Here is a 24963-nt window from a genome sequence, read left to right as displayed (position 1 = left end):
TCTTAGGAGAGACTTAGCAAGCTAAATAATTTATTAGAAATTGATGATGCCACCCTCGAAGCGTGGCAGTTATTGAGTGCGTTAGAATGAGCACTTCGGCGTAAAAAGCAGTGTAATGTGATACTGAAATACGATGTTATCGCGCCGCTTTCAAGCTGCTTTTGCAGTGCCGAGCACATTGAGTAGCGCTCTTTATTGATACAATAACCGACTAACATTAAACACGACGCTGATTAAACTGCACTCCCATTAAATAGCACTTAATGATGGGCAGTGTTGCCCTTACATCAACCTGTAATCCTCGCGAGTGCAGGCAGATATAAGCTCAGAGATGTGTAAAAGTAGCAAAGGAAATAAATGACTCTAATACGTTCTATTGGCCAGCAATGGAGTAAATCAATTCTAGCGCATCGCTTAGGGTTAACATTGCAACATAATGAGGTTGTACAACAACTTTTTGGTGGTGCTACGTCACTCACTACTGTGACCAACACGATTGCGGCATTGACCTTTTCTGAGGGAGCGCCGCTATGGTTACCAGCGCTTGAAAGTGGTGATGACACGCCACTGACAGATTCGGTCACACTCAACTGTTTATTCGCTGCTTGTCGTTTGTTGTTTATTAAAGAGCTTGAGCAAGGCGAACTAAATCAGTCAGAACACTTGGTACTCGCCATAGGATTCCAATGGAGCCAATCGTTAATCAACAAAGATACTGATGCGACATTAACCGCTGACAGCAAACAGCTGTGCAACTTACTGCAAACCATTCATCGCCAGTTAGAGCAAGTGCGTACAGATAAACGTGCATCTAACCGCAACATGGGCAGTTAAGTTGTGATCTGCCCCCTCCGGTTTTAATCCATAAAAAAGCCCGCAACTTATTCAGCTGCGGGCTTTATTTTTGTCTTGATCAATTTAACGATAAAGGCGTGTCTCTTTTGGCAGCAGTTGAAAATCTTGCTGCATCTGCAGTAAGAAGTCATTCCCGAGCAGTGCAATACCACGATAAAAATCAGTATTTGCATCCGCCAAAGCCAACTCAAAACAACGATAAGCCCAAGGTAGAAAATGCTGTTGTAGCAAGACTTGGGTAAAGCGTATTAAGGCTTGGTTATCGGCTTCAAGCTCAAGACGACCAAAGGTTTGATCCAGTACGGCAAAGAACAACCCAATATGATCAACTGGTTGTGGGTAATCCACCGCAACCTCAACGCCATGTGCGCGATAGAAATCCATAAGCGCCGTGGTCGAACGATCATTGAGTAACTGCGCTTCACTGAGATATACCGAACCTTGCGGTACGGCTTTAGGCTCACCAGGACCAAAAAATAGCCGTCCATAATCAAGCTTAAGCTCAATCAACTGTTCGCTATGGTCATCACTTGGCCACTGTTGTAAAAACGTAGTCAGAGCCTCGCGACCTTGGCTATTTTGCTTATTGTTAGCAAATACTGGCCAGCTACCTGCTACATCACAATCCTTTAGCCCCTGCACTAGCTCGGCTTCTGGATAACGAATAAGGCAGTGGTGCAAAATGCGCGCTAGGCCTTGGTACTCGATAAAATCAACCGTGTTGATAGACGCTGTATTTGAAGACATGGTTCACCTTTAAAACTAAACGCCCATATTGGCCGTCGCTTTGATTTCACTCGACTTTAATCATAACGATTAGCGCCAAAGTTCGGCGCCAATCGCTGGTCATTTTACACTTCTGACGTGTTTAAAATTCTGCCTTCACCGCTACCTGCCGGACTACCGTTGACGTTAGCCTTGATGATCAGGTTGGGAGAAGTGATTGATGGTGATGGCAGTGGTGCAATATGACCATCGCCTTCGCCATATTTGGCACGTAAGTTATCCATAGTATCGAAGTCGAGTGCACGCAGTGGGCAAGACTCAACACACACAGGCTTACGACCATCAGCGATACGCTCATAACAACCATCACACTTAGTCATGACTTTGCGTTCGCGGTCAATTTGCGGCGCATCATACGGACAGGCACGAGCACAGCTTTCACAACCGATACAGATGTCTTGTGCCACGTGGACGAGACCGTCTTCACGACGCTTGTGCATTGCACCTGTTGGACAGGCTTTAACACACACAGGCTCAGAACAATGGTTACAACCAATAGACATATAGTAAGCAAATACATTTTGCTCAAAACAACCGTTGTTACCTTCAGTCCATTCTCCGCCGCCGTATTCATACACACGACGCCAAGTTACGCCGTCTAGCGCAGGCAAGGTATTGCCTTCTGGATTACTATTGTTACGAATTTCATTGCTTTGACGATCTTTACAAGACACGTGACACGCTTTACAACCACTGCACTTAGTGCTGTCTACATAAAAACCGTATTGAGTTGGTTCAGTCATAATTAACTACTCTCTTAAATCTTTTTGATGGCAACACGGATGGTGTGCTGTGGATTACCTTTAGCAACGGGGCTTGGCTGATAGCGAGTTAGCGAGTTAATCGCGCCGCCTTCATCAATAATGTGCCCTGTGCTACCAACGGTTGTACCTGGGTTGAACCAAGCACCTTGACCCAGTGCAAATACACCCGGCGCTACACGTGGAGTAATACGCACCTTGACTTCGATTGAGCCACGTTCGTTGTACATCTCAATCTTGTCGCCAGAGCTTAAGCCATGCTTAGCACCGTCCATTGGGTTAACCCAAACGGCATCTTCTACCGCTTCACGCAACCAAGGTACGTTATGGTAGCTCGAGTGAGTACGGCCTTTAGTGTGGTAACCCGCTAACTGAATGGGGTAGTCGACTTTGGTCTCTTCATCTTCATAGCCGTCCCACGTCACTGTGTACTTTGGAATCGCCGTGATGGTGTCACCCTTTATACCCGTCGGGTTTTGCGCACTGTTTTCTTGATCCCAGTTCGCTGCACGCCATGCAAGTTCAGCAGAGTAGATCTCAATTTTGCCACTTGGCGTTGATAGTGCTTTGCCACCTTTAATGTAACTTTCAAGTGCAACGTGCTTGTCGTTCATGTGCTTACGGAAGAAACCTATCTCTTGTGCTTCTTTGTAAGTCGCAGGAAACGCAGGGACGACACCGACGTTGGTGCTGCTGTCTCTGGTTTTTTGGTAAAGCTCTTCAAGCCACTGCTCTTCAGTCTTACCTTCAGTGAACGCAGCTTCACAACCCATGTATTTAGCGATTAAAGCAGCCGCTTCGTACATAGACTTACAATCCCACATAGGTTCAATCGCCGACTTCATTGCCGTGATGTAACCCAGTGCGCCAGATGCGTAAGAGTCGTTAACCAAATCGTTTGATTCTAACCAGCTGGTGTCTGGGAGGATAATGTCGGCAAACTTAGCGCCTGGGGTCATCCAGCAATCACAGCTAACGATGAGCTCAACACCCGATTCATCTTCTAAGATTTTAGCGGTGTTGTTGATCTCTGCATGCTGGTTTAGCAATGTGCTATCAGAGGCAGAAATGATCACTTTGATGTTAGTACCAAGTGGCGTATCTAATCCCTCGGTACCACGAATACCATGGCTACGAGCCGTCATGGTTTCACCGTTGAGAATCGCTTCAGACCAAGTGAAGAAAGAGATACTTTCTTTTACTGGGTTGCTACCCGTTGGGATCCCTGCACGGTACATACCGCTCATGGATGGCAACTCACCGCTTGATGCACCTAGCGTACCTAGCTTACCGGTTAGCACTGACAACATGTAAAGCGCACGCATGGTTTGCTCACCGTTAGCTTGACGGTTAACACCCGCGCCGACAACGATATAAGGTCTTTCAGATGCCATTAGATCATCAGCAATCTGTATAATTTGCGCCGTCGGAATACCAGTGATTTTTTCAGCCCATTCAGGGGTTTTCTTAGGTTCATTGGCATACATGCCTTCACTTAAGATGTAATCACGGTAGTTCTCTTCTGGGTTCATGACGTTGGCATATTCTTGCTTAGTCGCATCACCGCTGGCTGCAAAGATATCGATTTGCATTTGAATAGACGCAGCGTCAAAACCCACGGCAAACTTATTGATGAAATCCAATGAGTTTGTATCAACCCAGCCAGAGCTTATCATTTGGTAAGCAATCGCTTCAGCAAATGCAGCATCGGTACCGGGACGAATAGGCAGCCACTTAGACTCTTTACCTAACATTGAGTCAGTGTAACGAGGGTCAATCATCACGACTTTTAAGCCGTTAGACTTTTGCAGTGCTTTTAAGTAATCGTAACCTTCACCGCTACCAGACTGACGAACTTCACTTGGGTTGTATGCCACGCCCAATAGAAAGTCACTTTCGGCCAATGTTACCGTTGAAGAACCTTCAGTACTGCCAGTACCAAAAGTGTGCTTCGCCGCTTCCATTTGCTGTGCCCAAGAGTAGTTACCGTAAGCATTCAGGCAACCGCCGTTTAGGTTGAATAAACGGTTAAAACACGCGTTTGATGCAAAACCATAATAAGCACCAGAACCGTAGCTACGGAAAATAGCTTTGTTACCATGCTCATTAATAACCGAAGATAACTTAGTACCAATGGTCTTTGCGGCTTCGTCCCAAGTGATTGGCACAAACTTGCCTTCGCCACGCTTACCAACACGTTTCATTGGCGACTTTAGACGGTCAACGGCATAGGTACGTTGGCGTAACGAACGACCACGGGCACAGGCACGCACTTGGTAAATATCATCACCATCGACAATGTCATGATCCGTTTCAACACGGGTAATAACACCGTCACGGCTGAAGACTTTAACGGGGCAGTTTGAACCACAGTTTACCAGGCACGCAGACCAGGTAATTTGCTCATCACCAACAGGGGGTTTAGGCGGAATAACATTGGCATCATCAGAGCTGGAATTACAGCCTGTAACCGTTGCTGCACAGCCCAGCGCAGCACTCATTTTTAAGAAACTTCTACGTTCCATAATCTCGTTTTCCTCAAACTTAAAATGTGACTGACTCGACTTAAATCAGCTTGTAGCTGAAGGTCAACATCAGTTGATGGGCGTTATAATTGTGATTTAGTTCACCAAGGGTGATTAAACTTGAATTGCTATTAGCGCTGACCATTGCACTGTCTGTATCGAAATAGCGCTCAAACTGATAAGCCAGTTTTAGTGCCATTTGAGGTGAAATCAGATATTGCCCATAAAGGTTCACGCTGTGGTTATATGAATAGTAAGCACCGTAAGCACCGTCACTTGATGGGTTCACGCCGGTGTTGCTTTCTGAGTTGGCAAACAGGTAATCCATGCCTAACGTCAGTCTGTCTTCCATAAGGCCTGAATAAGTCGCGCCTAGACCTAAGTTAATAAACTCGTCGCGAATTTCAGAGTGCCAAATAGCGGTTTGATCGCCACTTTGGTCTGAATCAATCCACTGCTGGCCTGCAAAAGCGTAAAGTGATAATGGCTCAGTTAACTGCACTTGAACGTTGGCGTCATAGCCATAGTCTTTAGCCTGAGTTAAGCCAATTTCTGTTGCATCATAGTCATCGTTGGCATAGTGAGTGCTAACATCAAAGCTTAACCACTCAAGCGGCGTGTAGCTTGCTCTAGCATTTAGCTCAGTGCGATTACGATCCGCTAAGTGATACTTACGCATCAGCGACTCGGTTTCCTCTGATGTGAGTTCGTCAGCTTGGTAATCACTGCCACCACGCTCGCCATAACTCAACCCAAAATTAAGGGTTAACTTGTCGATAGCACGAATGCTGAGTTTGCTCCAAAGCTCATTGTCTTGAGTTTCTTCACGCTCACCATAACTGCGATCGACTTGCTTATAGTTGTAACCAGCTTGCAGACGGTAACCACTGGCAATTCGGTAACTAGCGTTGGCCTTAAAGGTCTCGCGCTCAATGTCCATTGGGGTGTTTTGCTTATATGCACCCGACATGGCGTTATATTCATACTGGGCAAAATCAAATACCGAAGAGCGATTATCACGCTTGCTATAGTCATAACTAGCCCCAAGACGTAAGCGATTACTCACTCGCGTACTCGCCGCCAGATTGCTGGTAAAGGTGTCTACTTGGCCATCCCAGTTTTGAACCGAATTACCACTCATCTGCACCAGGTCTTGATCTTGGATCATACGACCCGACACCACGCGGCCACTAAAGACACTTGACGCAAGACGGTACTGACCCGATAACGACACTTGATGTGCTTGGTTATCTGGCGTTGCACTGTATACGTCGTAGTTATTTGGCAGACTTAAGTTGTCAATGTTGTTTTCGTAGCGAGAACCGGAGTAGCTCAGTTCTGATAACCAGTTTTCGCCATCAAGCACAACACCCGCACTAAAATTATCGGTCGTTTCATCAACGGGTTCAGCAAAGTTAACTGGGCTTGGGTCCATCAAACTTGCAGAACGGTTACCGGTTTTATCTTCACGGTCATAACGGGCATAACTGTTAAGGCCAAGATCGGTTAGTTTAGAAAAGTCATACTCAAAACCAATGCCGCTTCGCTGGCGTTGCAAATTAAGATCAAGCACACGAGTTTGATCACTCGGGGTGAGCATACCGTTGTTTTGCCAAAGGTTGGTTTGCGCATTGCTGTACTGATTAGTGGTAATCGTTTGGAAATCGACATCAAGCTTATACTGTTCGCTCTTACCAGCTTCGACGTTGATAAAACCATTATCCATACCCAGCTGGTGAGCCTGAACCTTAGCGCGGTAACCACTTTTCTGGTATGCGATATCGGCATTAATGCCCGCTATTGCGCCATCAGAGCCAGTACCGAGCTGATTAATCGCATGTTCATCATCAGCATCAATAACGCCAACACTTGCACCGACGGTGCCTGAATAGCCATCATTAGCAACACAACGTTTACATTGGTAGTTTGCTGTTTTTAAGTGCTCAGTATTGGCTTGCTGAACACCAAAATCTGCAGCCATCGCACCTGTCGCGGTTCCCAACAAGGCAAGAGTAATCAAATTTAAAGAAAATAATTTAGTTGAACGCATAATACTCACTCCAAGTCTTAACGGGCAAAGTTGCTGCCAGCAGGATGGTTAGAACCATGGATCTTGCTGTGACAGTTAAGGCAGCTTTTACCTGCGCTAAAGGCATCAACACCCGCTTGTGAAGTCATACGACTTGCATGTCCGTCATCGGCATGACATTGCTGGCATAACTGAGGAACTCGCGCTTTGAGCAAGGCGTCATTAACACTGCCGTGCGCTGTGTGACAGCTAGAGCAATCTTCCATTACTGGCGCATGCTCCCACAAGAATGGACCACGTTTGTCAGCGTGACAGCTAGCACAGGTTTCATTAAGGCTTGGCTTGTTTAACGCACTTTCGGACATAGAACCATGTGGGCTATGACAATCAATACAGGTCATCTGGTCCCATTTCATTGGGTGTGATGAGCGCTTGTTCATATCTGCCTTAGCGCGGGTATGACATGAGGTACACGTATCGTTAACCATGAGTCGGTCAAGCGCTGGGTCTTTAGCAGCGTGAACGCTATGGCAATCAGCACAAGCGACTTCTTCAAGGTTGTGAGTACTGTTATGCCACGCCATCTGCTTAGGATCGTTATGACATCCTTGACACACACTGTTCTGCGTTTCTGCTGATAACTTGCTGTCAGCACCAAAACCAATCATTGGCTCTTTACCGCCACGATTATGTTTGCCTAAAGGACCATGACAAGCTTCGCATTGCATGCCAGCCATTGGAGACTTACTGCTATTCATGTCGCCATGAACGCCGTCAAAAATCGCCATGACCTTAGCGTTCTTCTTATGGCACATCAGGCAAGAATCTGCGCCTTTAGAAGAGTACTTACCCTCAGCAAACTTTTCGGTTAATTTTTGTTCTAATTGGTCAGAATCAAGAGAACTCCAAGGAGTTGCTTGAGCTGGTAAAATAATAATGATTAATGTGAGTAAACTCGTAGCCACTAACTTGGCCATAAAATTCACTGACTTTATGGTATTGATGAAGGACATTAATTTCAGACCTGTTGTATATCGATAGGGGTATTCTAGAGCTTGAACATCTGTTGATTCAACCGCATACAAGCTGGTATCCGAGTTGAGGCTTACGCCATACTTTTGGGTAAATTGTTTGCAAGGTCACAATATAAAGATGCAGTTGAAATACTCGTTCAAAAGCGGTTAAAACAAAATAGTTATAAATTTCAAAATGATATGATTTAACTGAGAATGGTTGTTATCTTTAGCAGTTATTAATATAACAATGGAATGTAAATAAGTTGAATTTGCGGGGCGTATTTATTAGCGCTAGATCACTAATATATTTCTAACTATTCAGCGCAAAGACAGTAATACCCCTTAAGTTATAGCTTAAAGTGCTAATATTTGAACGGTTCACAACAGATGCTCACCGACTATAAGCAGGGACTCATCAACATTGATCAGCGTTAACCATAGAAGCCACTTCATCGTTCAATACAGCATCCAGCTGTTTGCCATACTTTTTCTCACTCCATGGAAAGATAACCATATCGATTGTGCGATAACGTTTAGTTAACCCTTAGTGATATTTTGATACAGGATGCTTATATTTTGCCAATATCCTCTCAGTAACATGGCTAAGTTCACCACTCGTTATTGAGTTAACAATAAAAAAAACACAAATTCTGGTGACTAAAAGCATATATTCTCAATTTTCAGCTAATATGAGGCAAGCAAAGCCTGTATACTCGCCTTTCTAGAAGGTGTGTGAGATAATCCTTAATTAATTGATTATTAGTACACGCTTTGAGCGGTCGAGCTTAATAGCCGCGCAAGGCGCGTATAAAAGTGTTATAAGCTAAACTAGTTTAACGTTCTGATTTTGTAATGGTGATAGCACATCAGAATTATATTTTTCACCGAAGATAAAGAGAATATTATGAGTAAAGGTATAGTCAAGTGGTTTAACGCCGATAAAGGTTTCGGTTTTATTACTCCAGAAGACGGAAGCAAAGATTTGTTTGTTCATCATTCAGAAATTCAAGCTGGCGGTCAATACGCTACATTGAATGATGGCCAAGCGGTTGAGTTCGAAGTTGGCGAAGGACAGAAAGGTCCATGTGCTAATAAAGTTGTTGCCGTTTAATCGATGACACTTGATCGGGTAGCTGGGAGTATCTAACCTCCAGCCGCCACAACACCCTGCAGCCCAGCTGCTGGAGTATGTTGTAGAGGGCAGTTCATTTACTCTTAGTAATGAATTGCCCTAACTTTACCTTCCTTCTTTAAGTCTACAGCCAACTGCAAACTAATCATCCTCAGTAAATACAATCCCACTGATTTAACTGTTTCAACCTGCTTGGTATTACTTGGCACTTGTTGTATCTCCGGCTCCCAAAGTCACAAGCACAATGACCCTTCCCTAATTTAAGCCCAGCAGCCTAGTCAGTCCAAATTTAGTCGTCAGTAATGCGCCAATCTGGGGCATAACAACACCAAAACTGACGAGCAAAGACGCCTCCAGACCCAACTTTTACCCAGCGTGAGGCTGTTTAAAACTAACGATGAGAATAAGAAATCTAAACAACCAACATCAATAGCTAGCGGCAGTCGATCTTTCGAGCTTAGTTTTTGTTCGACTCTTTCCCGTAAAGAATAATGATTTTAGGTCAAGGCTTGAGCGATGATTTAGCAACCGAAGTGAAAAGCTCGTAATGCATTCTAGTCATAAAAGACTAAAAGTATTGAAACGAACCCTAAGGGCCGCGCTTCTTGGCTATTTTTACGGTGTTGTAGGCTATTTGTGGAGAATGACTAAACGACATAGCCTCCACCTTGTCGAAATAGCCAATAAACGGCGGCAAAAACAACCGTGAAAGATCAACAGCCCCTAACCCCTTCTTAAAATGAACAAAATTTAATGTCGCTATCGCCGCAATAAGAATGACGAGTCACAACAAAAGTCCACTATTTGTATATCAGATAATTTATGGCGACATGTTGCCAAAGTGATAATTCAATGAGAGTCGCTAATATGATGTGTATCAACATCTTGTATCCAATGCGATATCAAGGGTAGCGAAGTGACGCAAAACGTTAACAATTAAAGCCCTGTTAAACTAACGGTCTCAAACTGCTTAGCATGAAAAAATAATACAGTTATTCCTATTATTACAGCACAATATTAATTGAAACTTAAAATTTGAGTTTGATGTTAGTTAGATCCACTTGGTATGGTGGTATTCGCTACTCATAACAATTAGTCAATAAAATGCAGTGCGTTATCACAAAGGGAATCTCCATGCGTAAGTCTATCCTCACTACGGCTATTTTGGCCAGTTTAACGATCACAGGTTGTTCAGAAGTCTCTGGAAGCAAAGATATTACTCCACCAGCTATGAACGCAACAGAAGTCAGTAACACACAGGTAGAAGTGAGCAATGTATTAATGCGTCAGAGTCGTTTGCAGTATCAAGCACCAGAGTTCGATCAAATCTCCTTCGCTGATTATGCTCCCGCCTTTACCCAAGGGATCGCTGACCATGATGCCGACATTGCTAAAATAATGAACAATAAGCAAGCGCCAGGATTTGACAACACCATAGTGGCGATGGAAAAAGCAGGCAGCTTACTAACTCGAGTTTCTAAAACGTTCTTTAATCTTGCCAGTGTTAACTCTTCCGATAAAGTACAAGCTTTAGAAGCAGAGTTGGCCCCGAAGTTATCGGCACATTGGGACAATATCTATCTAAACCCCGAACTGTTTGCTCGTGTTGAAGCTGTGTATCAGTCACGTAATACATTATCCGCTACGGATAAGCGTTTAGTGGAATTCTACTACCAGAATTTTGATCGTGCTGGTGCCAAGTTATCAGATGCAGATAAAACCACAATGCGCGACCTCAATGGCCAGCTGGCCAGCCTGACTACCGCGTTTTCAAAAAACGTGATGAACGCATTTAAAAATGAAGTGGTTATCGTCACCGATAAAGCCGAGCTCGATGGTTTGTCTAACGCAGAAATCGCGACCTTAGCACAAGCAGCTAAAGACGCAGGCAAAGAAGGGTATTTAATCACCCTAGTCAACACCACTCGCCAGCCTATTCTTTCTAGCCTCAATAACCGTGCATTGCGCCAGCGTATATGGGAGACCTCTTCAAATCGTGCAATGGATACCAACGGTCCCAATATTATTAAACAATCGCACCTGCATGCCGAGAAAGCGGCGCTGTTAGGCTATGACTCATGGGCGGCCTATACCGTTGCCGATCAAATGGCTAAGACTCCTGCCGCCGTGTATAACATCTTAGATGATTTAGCCCCTAAAGCAGTTGCAAAAGCGAAGCAGGAAGCTGCCGATATTCAGGCCGAAATAGCTAAAACCGGTGCAGAATTTGAGCTTGCTCCCTGGGATTGGGCTTATTTTGCCGAAAAAGTACGTAAAGAAAAGTATGATCTAGACCAGAGTCTAGTCACTCCCTATTTCGAGTTTAACCGTGTACTAAACGATGGCTTGTTCTTTGCGATGAAGAAGCTGTACGGCATTACGGTTAAACCGCGTACAGATCTACCCGTGTGGAATGAAGATGTGTCAGCTTACGAGATTTTCAATAAAGATAATTCATCCATCGGTATCTTCTATCTCGATCCCTATGCTCGAGAAGGAAAGAGTGGCGGCGCATGGATGGATGAATTTGTAACGCAAAGCGGTTTATTAGGCACTAAACCCGTTGTCTATAACGCGCTCAACATTCCAAAGCCCGCATCGGGCCCAACCCTGATGACCTTCGATGAAGTGACCACCATGTTCCATGAGTTTGGTCATGCCGTTCACGGTTTATTCTCTGATGTGAAATACCCTAGTTTGGCTGGTACAGCCACCCCACGCGACTTTGTTGAGTTTCCATCCCAAGCCAATGAAGACTGGGCTATCAATCCACAGGTTATCGCCAACTATGCCAAGAATTATCAAACCGGTGAACCTATTCCAGACGCGCTGTTGTCTAAGGTATTAGCGGCAAGTAAGTTTGGAAAGGGTTTTGATACCACTGAATACCTCGCTGCTGCTATTTTGGATATGGAATGGCACTCAATTTCAGTGGATACTAAAATTGATGATGTAGAAAAGTTTGAACATCAAGCGCTAGCTAAACACGGTATCGACTTTTCACCGGTGCCTTCGCGTTATAAATCAGCGTACTTTAGCCACGCTTTTGCTGGTGGATATTCTGCGGGTTACTACGCCTATCTATGGACCGAAGTCTTTGCCGCTGATGCATTCGATTACATGAGCCATAACGGCGGTTTGTCATTGGAGAACGGTAACAAATTCCGCGATAATGTACTTTCTAAAGGTAACAGTGAAGATTTGATGCAAGACTACATCAAATTTACCGGCAGAAAACCTAGCGTAGATGCTCTACTCAAGCATCGTGGATTAGTAGACTAACCTTGCTGGTTATCCTGACGTCGGCGAACATTGAATAGCGATTCAATCCTTGTGAGTCTAACAATAAGCGGCAACCTTAAAGCTTGCCGCTTTTTTATGGCTAACAAATGTTTAAACAGACACAACAAAAAAGCCAGTGGCGGTTAGCGACTGGCTTCTAAAGGGTCTCAATTGATGTTAGAACAACAAGAGGTTAATCCCAGATAAACTCTCTGAAGTGTTTACGGCAAACCGACTCGTAGCTTTCATTACCACCAATAGCAACCTGTTCACCCTCTCGCATTGGCTTGCCATCATCATCTAGACGCACCACCATATTGGCTTTACGACCGCAGTGACAAATCGTTTTCAGCTCGACTAACTTATCAGCCCATGCAAGTAAGTATTGGCTACCCGTAAATAACTCACCTTGGAAATCGGTTTTAAGGCCATAACACAGCACTGGGATATCCAGAATATCAACCACATAAGTAAGCTGCTTGACCTGCTCTTTACTTAAGAACTGAGATTCATCGATTAAAATACAGTGCAGCGTTTGCTCATCGTGAGCCGTGCTGATCATACTGGTTAAATCATCACCACTGCCAAATACTTGCGCTTCGGTCTCAATGCCAATACGCGAGGACACTTTACCTACACCATATCGATTATCGATTGACGCTGTCATGACTAAAGTATTCATACCGCGTTCACGGTAATTATATGAAGACTGTAATAGTGAAGTCGACTTACCGGCATTCATTGCCGAATAATAAAAATAGAGTTGCGCCAAACCAAGAGTCCTTAAGGATGAATTCGTTGTTAGTCTAGCATTGTTCGCTAACAGAAATCATCCACAACCCACGATATAGTGAGGCTGATCATCCGTTATGTTTATCACTGGTTTTATCACTCTACGCAGCGTAACCGTCTAGACAATAGCGGCAAGCTAGCGAGTTAACACCAATTTTAAAGCCCGCTTATCTCAACATAATTTGGGGCAAGATTAACCACATCCCCCCAGTCTGCGTTTGCCATACAAAATGACCCTTTCAAATCCATATCTATCGTCATGAAAGACACCAAACACAAAATCAATTCCCCCATTCTTAAGCATCAGTTAACAAACAATTGCTAATGTCACTTACAGACTCATCAGAAAAAATAACTATAATTAGGGAATTATCACTCGATGCATAAAACACTCATCGCAGCCGCTATTACTGCAACGCTCGCATTAAGCGCCTGTTCAACGACTAAAAATGATCCAACGGCAGCGACTATGATTCAGACTCAGAATCCTTTCTTACAAGCCAGTGCCTTACAATACCAAGCACCTGATTTTAGCTTGATTAAAGATGAGCACTTTGCGCCAGCACTCGAACTAGGGATCAGTGAGCATTATCAAGAGATCCTCGAAATAGCGAATAACCCAAATGCTGCAACATTTGAAAATACCATCGTTGCGATGGAGAAAAGTGGCGAGCTGCTAAACCGAACCTCTAAAGTGTTCTATAACCTGACTGGCTCAAACAGCAACCCAACGTTACGCCAAGTACAAGGTAACATGGCGCCGAAAATGGCAGCGCATTCAGATAATATCAATCTCAATCCAGCGTTATTTACTCGCGTAGAGAGTATCTATAACAGCCGAGCTGATCTTAACTTGTCAGCAGAGGCTAACCGCTTAGTTGAGGTTTACTATCAGCGTTTTGTTCGTGCGGGCGCTAAGCTCAACGATAATCAAAAACAGCAGATCCGCGCATTAAACGAAGAACAATCAACGCTCACCAATGAATTTGCTCAGCGCTTAATGAGACTGACCAAAGAGATTGCGATTGTTGTAAACAATAAAGCTGAACTTACGGGTTTATCTGATAGCGCGATTCGCGCCGCGGCGGCAGATGCTAAAGCTAACGGCCACGACGGTAAATATCAACTCAATATCACTAACACTACGCGTCAGCCTGTGCTGACCCAGTTAGACAATCGCGAACTGCGTCAGCAAGTGTGGCAAGCCTCAGCTAATCGTGGTCTTGAAGGCGAAAACGAAACGGCCTCTTTTGTGGCTCGTTTAGCGCAACTGCGAGCAGAGCGCGCTGAACTGCTTGGATTTGATAGCTGGGCTGATTACCGCCTTGCGCCACAAATGGCCAAAACGCCAGAAGCCGTTTACAAGATGTTCGGCTCTATGGTGCCAGCCGTTGTTGCCAACACCAATAAAGAAGCTGCCGACATTCAAGCCATGATAGGCAAAACAGGCGCTGATTTTGAACTTGCCCCATGGGACTGGGCCTATTATGCCGAGCTTGTGCGTAAAGATAAGTATGACTTAGACGCTAGTGCTATTCGCCCCTATTTTGAGTTTGACCGCGTGTTAGAAGACGGCGTGTTCTTCACCCTTAACGCGCTTTATGGTGTGAGTTTAACCCCGCGTCCAGACTTACCGGTATACCACCCAGATGTTAAAGCCTATGAGATGTTTGATGAAGATGGCACTAGCTTAGCGATTTTCTACGCCGACTATTTTGCCCGTGAAGGCAAACGTGGCGGCGCTTGGATGAGCTCGTTTGTGACCCAATCTGAGCTGCTAAATAGCAAGCCTGTTGTGGTTAACGTAATGAACATTAAAAAAGCCCCCGCGGGCGAGCCGACCTTTGTTAGCTATGATGAAGTCACCACCATGTTCCACGAAATGGGTCACGGCACTCATGGCATGTTCTCTAAAGTCACCTACCCGACGCTTTCGGGCACTGCGGTTTCACGTGACTTTGTTGAGTTTCCATCAACTTTCGAAGAAGATTGGGCTGCGCACCCTAAGGTGTTAGCCAACTACGCCAAGCATTATGAAACCGGCGAGCCTATTCCTGAAGAGCTACTTAATAAGTTGCTTAAATCGCGTAGCTTCAACCAAGGCTTCGATACACTTGAATATATGTCAGCCGCCCTGCTCGATTTAGAGTGGCACTCACTTAAAGCTGATGCGCCACTGCAAGATGTCGCCAGTTTTGAAGCTGCGGCACTTAAAAAGCACGGCGTCGACTTGCCTGCGGTACCACCAAGATATAAGTCGACCTACTTTGCTCATGCGTTTCCTGGCGGCTATTCAGCCAGTTATTACGCTTACATGTGGAGTGAAATTCTAGCTGCAGATGCCTTTGCTTACGTGCAAACCCAAGGTGGATTGAATCGTGAAATAGGCATGAAATTTAGAAAAACTATTCGAGAGGTCGGCAATACTGTTGCACCAATGGATGCCTACAAAGCCTTTAGAGGTCAAGAGCCAACCACTGAAGCATTGCTTAAGCGTCGTGGCCTAAACGACTAAGGCTTAAATCGTCCTCACAAAAAAGCCGTTCTCAACTGAGAACGGCTTTTTAATGCCTTACGATAAGCGCAATCAACAAACTAACGGCTTATCACTTAGCTAAGCCGTGATCCCCTGACGAGATTTAATCCGCAGTATTATCACGCTAATCACAAACAGCACACTACAGGTCAATAAGCCGGCATACACTGATTCAGTGAAACCGAGTACGATGTAACCGCCTAGGCTAATACCTGCGACAATCAGTGCATAAGGTAACTGCGTCATCACATGGTCGATATGATGACAGTTTGCACCGGTTGACGACAAAATCGTGGTATCAGAAATAGGTGAACAATGGTCACCAAACACAGCGCCCGCGAGCACAGCTGCAAGCATTGGCAACATCATACTCGTATGACTGCCCATCGCCATATCAGCGGCAATGGGTAACATAATACCGAATGTGCCCCAGCTCGTTCCAGTCGAGAACGCTGTTAAGCCTGCCAAGATAAAGAGGACAGCTGGCAACATCGCAAACGGAATATTACCGGTCGCTAAACTTGCCATATACTTGCCAGTCTCAAGCTGACCAATAACGCCTGAAATCGTCCAGGCAAATACCAATATATAGATTGCTGGCAGCATAGACTTAATGCCTTCGACCAAGCCTTTAACGATCATCTTCTTATCTACACCTTGGTAAATAATAAGCGCTAGCGTCACGGCTAAACCAATTAAAGCACCAAAGAATAGTGATGAGCCAACGTCAGTATTTTCAAACGCGCCAATCAGGCTGAAAGTTTCGTTTTTAGCGGCAAGCGCATCACCACCACTACTGACCATAAAGTAGAATGTGGCAAACACCAGTACCGTAATAGGCAAAAACAAACCGATGATTTTACCCGTATCAGCTTCTGGTAATCCAGAGCTAGCACCAGGTGGTAATCCTTTAGATTCATCATAAAGGCTACCTTTTTGTGCATTAAGCTCATGTTGACGCATAGGACCGATATCAAGTCCCATTAGTGCGACACACAGTAGCAGTAATAACGCGAAAATAGCGTAGAAGTTCATCGGGATCATCTGTACAAACGTGCTCAAATGTCCTGTATCAGTAAATCCATGTGCTGTTAATATGCCACCAATCAAGGCAATAATGTACGCGCCCCAGCTCGATACTGGAGATATCACACAGATAGGTGCAGCCGTTGAATCCAGTAGATAAGCAAGCTTACTACGCGAGATATAGTAACGGTCTGTTAGCGGTCTTGCGACGCTACCCACCACTAAGCTATTAAAGTAGTCATCAATAAACACCACACAACCAAGGAACATGGTTAATAGCTTGGCATCACGCTTATTACGGATATGCTTACGTGCCCACTCGGCAAACGCCCGAGCCGAACCGCTCACGGTAATGAGTGCGGTGATCATTCCAAGCACAATCAGGAAGCCAATAATATATAGGTTCCAGCTGTTGAGTGCGCCATCGTCCCACACCAGCGACATGACTTTTGTGCCCACGTATTGGGCAGTGTTTGCGGCAGAGAAATCTGTCAGCAGTAGCGCACCCAGTAGGATCCCCACCCCAAGAGAAAGTAAAACACGACGGGTTAACATCGCCAGTACAATTGCCACTACCGGAGGCAGCAACGAAAGTGCCGAATCGGCATAACTTAAAATTGTCATTTAATTATTATCTTCGTTAAGTACGAATGGAGGCCGACTGAACTGGTGGGATATAGCATTGAGAGCTGATTACACCTGTCCTATCAGTAGCGCTCCACAGTAATATTAATGTTCGACATCAATATAAAATCTTCTTATCTTCCCGATAAGAAATACTATGGCAGTGCTGTTCCTATTTGGTAACAGCCCCAGCAACAAGCCTCGATATGCTATGTCACTTCGGCATCAAATCCTTTCTCAACAAGTCATAGGCATCACCCTACTTATTGGTACTAATATTGAATGCACCTCTACTTCTAAGGACGTTAAATAGACTGAGCTAATTAACGTGAGTGACATAAAAACATAAGCGGCTTTAGGGATGCTACCCTAAAGCCGCTTATCGTGACACAGATCGCAAATATTACCAACTCGAACACATGACCGATAACAGCCTAGCAACCTATTGAAAACAACTTGGCGGTTATTAGTTTGTCACGGCTATAATGGCTAATGAGTTACAGCAGTTCTAAAAGCTGTGGAACCGCTTCAAATAGATCCGCTTCTAATCCATAATCAGCAACCTGAAAAATAGGCGCTTCTGGATCTTTGTTGATAGCCACAATCACTTTTGAATCTTTCATGCCAGCTAGATGCTGGATAGCACCCGAAATACCGACAGCAATGTACAAGTCTGGTGCAACAATTTTACCTGTTTGACCCACTTGCAGATCGTTAGGTACAAAGCCTGCATCGACTGCAGCGCGTGATGCACCCAGTGCACCCCCTAATTTATCAGCAAGTTGCTCTAGGATGCCAAAGTTCTCACTGTTGCCCATTGCTCGGCCGCCAGACACGATAACAGAAGCATTACCCAATTCAGGGCGCTCTGATACCGTTAGGCTTTGAGAGATAAACTCAACTTGAGGTGCAACCTCTTGTGTCAGTGTCACAAGCTCTGCACTACCATCGCTTGCAACCGCATCAAATGCACTTGAGCGTACCGTCATCACTTTTTTGTCATCCAAGCTCTGGACTGTGGCTAACGCGCTACCCGCATAGATAGGGCGGACAAACGTATCGCTGCTCACCACTGCGATCACTTCTGAAAGCTGGTTAACGTCGAGTAAAGCTGCAACGCGCGGCAATACATCTTTACCATGGCTTGATGCCGCAGCAAGAATATGCTCATAGTCAGCTGCAACGTCAGTGACTACATCGGCAGTATTTTCTGCCAGGCCGTTGGCATAAACGGCAGCATCGGCAACTAAGACTTTGCGTACGCCATTGAGCTGTTGTGCACTGCTCACCGCATCATTACAGTTGTGACCGATGACTAATACATCAATGTCGCCACCAATCGCTTGACCGCAAGCAACCACTTTAGCGGTATCCAGTTTTAAACTGGCGTTATCGTGTTCTGCTAATACTAAAATTGCCATTAGATCACCTTCGCTTCATTCTTTAACTTTTCAACCAACTCTTCTACAGAAGACACCATCACACCCGCGCTACGCTCAGCGGGCGGAGTCACTTTAAGGACTGTCTGGTGAGACTTTAAGGTCACATCGAAATCTGCAGGAGTCAGTGTTTCAAGTGGCTTACGTTTAGCTTTCATGATGTTAGGCAATTTTGCGTAACGAGGTTCATTTAAACGTAGGTCGGCAGTAACCACTGCAGGTAAAGGTAGCATCAATGTTTGCAGGCCACCGTCAACTTCGCGAGTGACCGTAAGCTGGTCTGCATTCATCTTGATTTCAGAGGCAAACGTTGCTTGTGGCATTTTGCCAATAGCCGCTAACATTTGACCTGTTTGATTGTTATCGCTATCGATGGATTGCTTACCCAAAATAACTAAGTCGACTTGCTCTTTTTTCTGTACCGCATGTATAAGCTTAGCCACAGACAAAGGCACAAGGTCTTCATCAGTCAGAATATGAATAGCGCGATCAGCACCTAATGCTAGCGCGGTTCTCAATTGCTCCTGCGAAGCTTTTGGGCCAATACTCATGACGATCACTTCAGAAGCACTTCCCGCTTCTTTTAAACGAACGGCTTCTTCTACTGCAATCTCACAAAACGGGTTAATCGCCATTTTTAGGTTTGCGGTATCGATACTCGTATTGTCAGCATTAACCCTGACCTTTACATTGGCATCGACGACACGTTTTACTGGCACCAATACTTTCATAGGGCTTCCTTCTTACGTCGCTTAATGAACGGGATTATGCGAATAGCTACTTATATATCAAAGCAACTATTACAGAAATTAGAGTTACTTTACGTGCTGTTGACGTTAACGTCAACATGCAGCCGAACGACTGTTCACATTAATCTAAATAGATAAGCAGTAATTGACCGATATTGATAACATTTGAGAAATATAATCACTGTTATTACAAATTAATCTTAATTAATATATTTTATTCTCAATTAAATTGAAATTTTATTTGATCCTTATCGAAATAGTTCCTATTATTTGTGACAGAATATAAAAATACTTTTCTATCTTAATTGGACATCTATCACTATGAACGAATTTTTAGATATATTGACCCACGGTCGTCGTTTTAAAGCTGCGGTTAAAGAGTTATCTCTTGAAGAGTTAAAAGATCTTGGTGTAAAGCTCGAAAAAATTATCGAAGAAAAAGCATCTCAAGCTGAAGCAGAAAGTGAAGCAATGGCTGAACGTAATGCTAAAATTGAAGAAATTCGTCAGCAAATGGAAGCGATTGGCTTATCAGTTGACGATATTGGTGGTGTAGGCATTAAAGCAGCACCTAAGAAACGTGCTCCACGTCCAGCTAAATACCAAATTGAAGTCAATGGTGAAATGGTTCAGTGGACTGGCCAAGGACGTATGCCAACCGTATTCAAGAATGAATTAGAAAAAGGTCGCACAATGGAAGACTTTCTTATATAAGTTTCCATTTACTTCCTATAAAAACCCAGCGCTTGCTGGGTTTTTTTGTTAATACTCATCACGTAATTACATTCGACGTTACAATTACCGCTTAGTAATTGCTATTAAGTTAAGGTATTCTCACACTTCCCCCCTACTCTTCTAACAAACATAAGTACGATAATGCATAATCATAAAATAAAAGCCCTTGTCGCTCTACTTAGTGCGTTAACCAGTCATGGCGCACTAGCCAATGACCAATTGACCGATAACACACCAAAAATCACCGCATTAAGTCATGCAACCCTTATGCTTAAACCCGGTGAAATACTGAAAGATGCCACACTGTTAATTGAAAATAATCGAATCAAGTCGATTATCAAAGATAATGACATTCCCGAAGGTGCGCTCGAAATTAACTTAGCAGGTCATATTATCTATCCAGGTTTCATTGACCCATTTACTGAATATGCCATCGAGTATGAAGCAGAAAGTGGAGATAGCAGTGATCCGGTTTATGAAATAAAACGCATTGGGGGTAACGCAGAGAATGGCGCGATTCATTCAGAAAAAGAATGGTTCAATTATGTGTATCCAGATAAAGAGCAAGCGGGGAAATGGATTAACAATGGCTTTACAAGTGTCCAATCTAGCTATTTAGATGGCATTTTTAGAGGCCGTGGAGTCAGCTTATCTTTAGCAGACAAAAAAGCAAACGATATTATATACAAGGCTAAAACAAACCAATTTATGGCATTTGATAAGGGAACCTCTATTCAAGACTACCCTCAGTCATTAATGGGAAGTATGGCCCTTATTAGACAAACGTTTTCAGATGCTCGTTGGTATAACGACAATATAGGTAAGAGTTCCAATACCACTAACAACATTGAGTTTAACATTGCATTAGAGCGTCTGGCGGGTCTTGAAGAACAAAGCTTTATATTTCAGACCAAAAATCTAAATAGTCAAATAAGAGCGGCCAGGTTATTAAATGAACAAAATGTAAAAGGTAGCCTACTTGGTAATGGTCATGAATATGCCAGAATTGATGAACTAAAATCTTATCCATATAGTTTGGTGCTGCCGTTAAATTACCCAGCCGCTCCGACAATCGGTGACAGTGACAGCTCGCGAGATGTCAGTTTAGCGGCATTAAGACATTGGGAAAGCGCACCAAGTAACCTTGCGATAGTTTCAAAAGCGGATGTGCCTTTTGCATTAACGCAGTATGGGATTGAGTCAGACACGTTCTGGCCACGACTAAAAAAAGCAATAGAGCGCGGCTTAGATGAAGAAACCGCCCTTGCAGCACTCACAACAGAAGCGGCTGAAATTGCGGGCATTAGCAATATGGTGGGGCAATTAAAACCCGGGTTCATGGCGGACTTGGTGATTAGTAATGGCAACGTATTTGAAAATGGTAAAATAACCAGTATCTGGTTACAAGGTGAAGAGCGTCAACTTATCAATCGTGATCTTGCCATGCTTGCTCAGCCTTACCAATTGCAAATCAACGAACTCACCTTTGATCTTAACATTGGACAAGATCCCAGTTTAAGCGGCACGTTATCAAGCGGCGAAAAAGAAATAACCCTCAGCGATGTTAACTTTAATCAAGGTCGAATGACTTTCAGCGCAGATTTAACTGACGCCGGAATAAGTGGTATTAGCCGCTTTACATTGTGGTTTGATGAAGCAGGTCTGCGTGGTCGCCTACTGGACAGTCATGGCCAAACTATCCCCTTTGGTGGAAGCAAACTTGAGCCCGTTATCGATGACGCAGAACCGCAAAAAGAGCAACAAACTGCGCTGAGTCAAATAGCCAAGCAAACATCACCTAATGTAGCTTACGGTCTACAACAACAGCCAATTCAAGACAAACTTCATATAAAGAATGCCACGATTTGGACATCCGATAAAAGCGGTGTGCTACAAAATACCGACTTAATTATCTCCAAAGGCCGTATCGAAGAGATAGGCAGTCAACTGCGTACACCGTCGGGTTACCAAGTGATTGATGCCACCGGTATGCACTTAACGGCAGGGATCATTGATGAGCACTCGCATATTGCGCTTAATGGCGGCACCAATGAAGGCACCGATGCTATCACCTCTGAAGTGAGGATTGGCGATGTCATCAACCCCGACGATATAGCCATCTACCGTGGTCTTGCTGGCGGCGTGACCACAGCACAAATTTTACACGGTAGCGCCAACCCTATTGGTGGCCAAGCACAGGTTATTCAACTTAAGTGGGGCGATAACGCTGACCAGCTAAAATTTGCCGGTGCCCCAGCCAGTATTAAGTTCGCGTTAGGTGAAAACGTAAAGCAGAGTAACTGGGGAGATAAATTTAATCGTCGCTTCCCACAAAGCCGCATCGGGGTTAAATCACTCTTTAGTGAAGCCTTTAACGAAGCTTTAGCCTACCGAAAAGCACAAAAAGATTATAAAAATATGCGATCTAGCGAGCGCCGACGTACTGTTGCGCCGCAATACAACTACCGCTTAGAAGCTATCGCGGAAGTGCTAGAGCAGAAGCGTAGCGTACATATTCACTCTTATGTGCAATCTGAGATCTTGATGTTTATCAGGCTCGCTGAAGCTTACAATTTTAAAGTCGGTACCTTCACTCATATTCTTGAAGGCTACAAAGTCGCTGACGAAATGGCTAAACATGGCGCTTATGCATCGACCTTTTCTGATTGGTGGGCTTATAAATTTGAGGTTTATGACGCCATTCCACAAAATACCTGTTTAATGCAAAACAAAGGCGTACTCACTAGCATCAACTCTGATGATTATGAGATGCAGCGTCGACTTAACCAAGAAGCCGCTAAATCGATGATGTATTGCGGTATGGCAGCAGAAGATGCCTGGAAAATGGTCACCATTAATCCTGCAATACAGCTTGGCATTGATGAAAAAGTCGGTTCACTCGTCGAAGGTAAGCAAGCTGATATCGTACTTTGGAGCGATTCACCCTTGTCGGTTTACGCCAAAGTGGAATCAACTTGGATTGAAGGCCGTCGTTACTTTAGCCGTGAGCAAGATAAACTGGCTCAAATTGCAGTTGAAAAAGAGCGCGCCGCCTTAATTCAAAAAGTATTGCTTAGCGATGACGCCCACAAACAGGGTGAACCCAGTACTGAGCAAACAGAACCAGAATGGCACTGCGATACCCATTTCAATGCTTGGCAACAAACTGCACAAGGAACACTGTAATGATGTTTACTCAATCCACTAAACACGCTTATTCACTGCTTAGTGTTGTCAGCGCGTGTATCCTTAGCAGCGCGGTTTATGCCCACGATATGCTTCCTGCCCCAAAGGAAAGTGGCGCGATGCTTTTTACTAATGCCACCGTTCATTCGGTTATTCATGGCTCACTCGAGCACACAGACGTACTTGTCGCCGACGGAAAAATTGTGGCGGTAGGTCAAAAATTGGCTACGCCAGCAGCAATAGAGACCACAAATACAACGGAGACAGCAACCGAAGCAGGCAAAGCGTCGTCAGCAACGGCGGCTTTAGCCGCCAATGCGGTTGTTATTGATGCGACTAATAAGCACATCTATCCCGGTCTTATTGCGCTTGATACCACTATGGGGCTAATTGAAATTGAGATGATGCGCCCAAGTAACGATGCTTATGAAGTTGGCTTTATCAACCCACAACTTGAAGCGATAACGGCGTTTAATCCCGACTCGGAGATCATCCCCACCGTTCGGGTTAACGGTATTACACACGCTCAAATTGTACCACAAGGTGATGGGCTTGCAGGTCAGTCAGCACTTGTTTCTATGGATAGCTGGACTATCGAAGATGCGCTGGTAAACACCAATAAACAGTTCCACCTCTATTGGCCACATATTCGTTGGCTCTCATCTGATGCTGACAAGCGTCAAGAGCAGCTAGATGATCTCAGTAAGCGTGTCGACAAGGTGCACAGTGCCTTTAGCGATGCTCACCGTTATCAACTGGCGCTGAAAGCGGGAAAGATTGTTAAAACTGACCTACGCTGGCAAGCATTAACACCTCTTTTTGAGGGTAATGCACAGTTGTTTGTCCATGCTCAGTCACAAAAACAGATAGAGGAAGCGATTGCATTAAGCAAAATCTATGGCTTTAAGATAGTGATAGTTGGCGGATATGATGCGTGGCGATTAGCGGATGCGTTAAGTGAGGTTAATGCCTCGGTTATTTACACCCAGACCTTAAGTTTGCCTAAGCGTAAGGATGAGCCGATTGATCTTGCCTTTAAGATCCCTGCGCTGCTTAAGCAAGCCAATATTCCATTCGCACTTGGTTTCTCATCTGACTGGAACAGCCGTAACTTACCTTTTGCAGCAGGCCAGACTGTTGCTTATGGATTAACCAAGTCAGAAGCGCTACAAAGCATCACACTTGATGCCGCAAAAATACTCGGTATCGATGACATGGGCGCGATTGCTCCCGGGTTTAAGGCCAATATTATTCTCGCCACTGGCGACATATTAGATCCAATGCAAGCCGCAATAGAGTCGGTGTACATTGATGGTCGTAAAATTGATTTAAATAATCGTCATCAACAGCTTTATCAAAAGTACCTAAAGCGCTAGAATTTCAAACTTATAGCGCTAGCAAGATAGTTCGATAGAAAAGTGCTCTTTATGGGCACTTTTTTGAACACCATTTTTAATGTTAGGCTTTTATATCAATGCCTTTCACTGGCC

At 44.4% G+C, this 24963-nt stretch carries 16 protein-coding genes and 1 riboswitch; of the genes, 7 read left to right on the top strand and 9 right to left on the bottom strand.

Going from position 1 to position 24963, the window contains the following annotated elements:
• Positions 1–357: 357 nt before the first annotated feature.
• A complete protein-coding gene (locus CXF86_RS14960) occupies positions 358–834 on the top strand; it encodes a hypothetical protein (RefSeq protein ID WP_102039371.1) in 477 nt (158 codons plus the stop codon).
• Between the two features lie 84 nt (positions 835–918).
• Here CXF86_RS14960 and CXF86_RS14955 read toward each other — a convergent pair whose 3' ends face one another.
• The 5 genes from CXF86_RS14955 to CXF86_RS14935 all read right to left on the bottom strand — a co-directional run bounded on the left by CXF86_RS14955 (position 919) and on the right by CXF86_RS14935 (position 7933).
• Positions 919–1602, bottom strand: coding sequence for a TorD/DmsD family molecular chaperone (locus CXF86_RS14955; protein ID WP_102039370.1), 684 nt, complete (start codon positions 1600–1602; stop codon positions 919–921).
• Positions 1603–1706: 104 nt separating this feature from the next.
• Positions 1707–2384 (bottom strand): DMSO/selenate family reductase complex B subunit, encoded by a 678-nt coding sequence (locus CXF86_RS14950; RefSeq protein WP_101092811.1) that lies wholly within the window; start codon positions 2382–2384, stop codon positions 1707–1709.
• 14 nt (positions 2385–2398) lie between these two features.
• Positions 2399–4927 (bottom strand): DMSO/selenate family reductase complex A subunit, encoded by a 2529-nt coding sequence (locus tag CXF86_RS14945; protein WP_102039369.1) that lies wholly within the window; start codon positions 4925–4927, stop codon positions 2399–2401.
• A gap of 40 nt (positions 4928–4967) precedes the next feature.
• Complete coding sequence (locus tag CXF86_RS14940; protein WP_102039368.1) at positions 4968–6977, bottom strand: MtrB/PioB family decaheme-associated outer membrane protein; 2010 nt, start codon at positions 6975–6977, stop codon at positions 4968–4970.
• Positions 6978–6994: 17 nt separating this feature from the next.
• Positions 6995–7933, bottom strand: a complete 939-nt coding sequence (locus tag CXF86_RS14935; RefSeq protein ID WP_101092805.1) for a DmsE family decaheme c-type cytochrome — start codon at positions 7931–7933, stop codon at positions 6995–6997.
• A 943-nt stretch (positions 7934–8876) separates the two neighbouring features.
• Here CXF86_RS14935 and CXF86_RS14930 point away from each other — a divergent pair.
• Positions 8877–9083, top strand: a complete 207-nt coding sequence (locus CXF86_RS14930; RefSeq protein ID WP_101092803.1) for a cold-shock protein — start codon at positions 8877–8879, stop codon at positions 9081–9083.
• 1155 nt (positions 9084–10238) lie between these two features.
• On the top strand, positions 10239–12386 hold the full coding sequence (locus tag CXF86_RS14925; RefSeq protein ID WP_101092801.1) for a M3 family metallopeptidase: 2148 nt from the start codon (positions 10239–10241) through the stop codon (positions 12384–12386).
• Positions 12387–12579: 193 nt separating this feature from the next.
• Here the strand turns inward: CXF86_RS14925 and CXF86_RS14920 are convergent, their stop codons facing one another.
• Positions 12580–13158 (bottom strand): thymidine kinase, encoded by a 579-nt coding sequence (locus CXF86_RS14920; protein ID WP_102039367.1) that lies wholly within the window; start codon positions 13156–13158, stop codon positions 12580–12582.
• Between the two features lie 399 nt (positions 13159–13557).
• Here CXF86_RS14920 and CXF86_RS14915 point away from each other — a divergent pair, with 399 nt between their 5' ends.
• Positions 13558–15693: a M3 family metallopeptidase gene (locus CXF86_RS14915; RefSeq protein ID WP_102039366.1), complete on the top strand. Its 2136-nt coding sequence runs from the start codon at positions 13558–13560 to the stop codon at positions 15691–15693.
• A gap of 99 nt (positions 15694–15792) precedes the next feature.
• On the opposite strand, the gene CXF86_RS14910 is transcribed toward CXF86_RS14915, so the two are convergent.
• From CXF86_RS14910 to CXF86_RS14900, 3 genes are all read right to left on the bottom strand, one after another.
• Positions 15793–17364 carry a Na+/H+ antiporter NhaC family protein gene (locus CXF86_RS14910; RefSeq protein WP_101092795.1) on the bottom strand — a complete coding sequence of 524 codons (1572 nt, stop codon included), beginning with the start codon at positions 17362–17364 and terminating at the stop codon, positions 15793–15795.
• Between the two features lie 79 nt (positions 17365–17443).
• A riboswitch (Lysine riboswitch) is annotated at positions 17444–17665 on the bottom strand.
• Between the two features lie 196 nt (positions 17666–17861).
• A complete protein-coding gene (locus CXF86_RS14905; protein WP_101092793.1) occupies positions 17862–18785 on the bottom strand; it encodes an electron transfer flavoprotein subunit alpha/FixB family protein in 924 nt (307 codons plus the stop codon).
• A complete protein-coding gene (locus tag CXF86_RS14900; protein ID WP_101092791.1) occupies positions 18785–19534 on the bottom strand; it encodes an electron transfer flavoprotein subunit beta/FixA family protein in 750 nt (249 codons plus the stop codon). The genes CXF86_RS14905 and CXF86_RS14900 overlap by 1 nt, the downstream gene beginning before the upstream one ends.
• Before the next feature lie 339 nt (positions 19535–19873).
• On the opposite strand from CXF86_RS14900, the gene CXF86_RS14895 reads away from it, so the two are divergent.
• The 3 genes from CXF86_RS14895 (at position 19874) to CXF86_RS14885 (ending at position 24849) form a co-directional block, all read left to right on the top strand.
• On the top strand, positions 19874–20266 hold the full coding sequence (locus CXF86_RS14895; protein ID WP_101092789.1) for an H-NS histone family protein: 393 nt from the start codon (positions 19874–19876) through the stop codon (positions 20264–20266).
• A 162-nt stretch (positions 20267–20428) separates the two neighbouring features.
• Positions 20429–23473 carry an amidohydrolase family protein gene (locus CXF86_RS14890; protein WP_102039365.1) on the top strand — a complete coding sequence of 1015 codons (3045 nt, stop codon included), beginning with the start codon at positions 20429–20431 and terminating at the stop codon, positions 23471–23473.
• On the top strand, positions 23473–24849 hold the full coding sequence (locus tag CXF86_RS14885) for an amidohydrolase family protein (protein ID WP_257985376.1): 1377 nt from the start codon (positions 23473–23475) through the stop codon (positions 24847–24849). The genes CXF86_RS14890 and CXF86_RS14885 overlap by 1 nt, the downstream gene beginning before the upstream one ends.
• Positions 24850–24963: the final 114 nt, after the last annotated feature.

Source organism: Shewanella sp. GutCb, from assembly GCF_002836135.1.
In the GTDB taxonomy this organism is placed as follows: Bacteria; Pseudomonadota; Gammaproteobacteria; order Enterobacterales; family Shewanellaceae; genus Shewanella.
This window is presented reverse-complemented; position numbering and strand designations above follow the sequence as displayed.

What these genes read in the sequence shown, in the direction of transcription:
- CXF86_RS14955 (WP_102039370.1), bottom strand. Translation starts at nt 1,602, where the DNA reads ATGTCTTCAAATACAGCGTCTATCAACACGGTTGATTTTATCGAGTAC.
- CXF86_RS14885 (WP_257985376.1), top strand. Translation starts at nt 23,473, where the DNA reads ATGATGTTTACTCAATCCACTAAACACGCTTATTCACTGCTTAGTGTT.
- CXF86_RS14890 (WP_102039365.1), top strand. Translation starts at nt 20,429, where the DNA reads ATGCATAATCATAAAATAAAAGCCCTTGTCGCTCTACTTAGTGCGTTA.
- CXF86_RS14915 (WP_102039366.1), top strand. Translation starts at nt 13,558, where the DNA reads ATGCATAAAACACTCATCGCAGCCGCTATTACTGCAACGCTCGCATTA.
- CXF86_RS14935 (WP_101092805.1), bottom strand. Translation starts at nt 7,933, where the DNA reads ATGGCCAAGTTAGTGGCTACGAGTTTACTCACATTAATCATTATTATT.
- CXF86_RS14900 (WP_101092791.1), bottom strand. Translation starts at nt 19,534, where the DNA reads ATGAAAGTATTGGTGCCAGTAAAACGTGTCGTCGATGCCAATGTAAAG.
- CXF86_RS14940 (WP_102039368.1), bottom strand. Translation starts at nt 6,977, where the DNA reads ATGCGTTCAACTAAATTATTTTCTTTAAATTTGATTACTCTTGCCTTG.
- CXF86_RS14930 (WP_101092803.1), top strand. Translation starts at nt 8,877, where the DNA reads ATGAGTAAAGGTATAGTCAAGTGGTTTAACGCCGATAAAGGTTTCGGT.
- CXF86_RS14950 (WP_101092811.1), bottom strand. Translation starts at nt 2,384, where the DNA reads ATGACTGAACCAACTCAATACGGTTTTTATGTAGACAGCACTAAGTGC.
- CXF86_RS14910 (WP_101092795.1), bottom strand. Translation starts at nt 17,364, where the DNA reads ATGACAATTTTAAGTTATGCCGATTCGGCACTTTCGTTGCTGCCTCCG.
- CXF86_RS14905 (WP_101092793.1), bottom strand. Translation starts at nt 18,785, where the DNA reads ATGGCAATTTTAGTATTAGCAGAACACGATAACGCCAGTTTAAAACTG.
- CXF86_RS14945 (WP_102039369.1), bottom strand. Translation starts at nt 4,927, where the DNA reads ATGGAACGTAGAAGTTTCTTAAAAATGAGTGCTGCGCTGGGCTGTGCA.
- CXF86_RS14925 (WP_101092801.1), top strand. Translation starts at nt 10,239, where the DNA reads ATGCGTAAGTCTATCCTCACTACGGCTATTTTGGCCAGTTTAACGATC.
- CXF86_RS14895 (WP_101092789.1), top strand. Translation starts at nt 19,874, where the DNA reads ATGAACGAATTTTTAGATATATTGACCCACGGTCGTCGTTTTAAAGCT.
- CXF86_RS14960 (WP_102039371.1), top strand. Translation starts at nt 358, where the DNA reads ATGACTCTAATACGTTCTATTGGCCAGCAATGGAGTAAATCAATTCTA.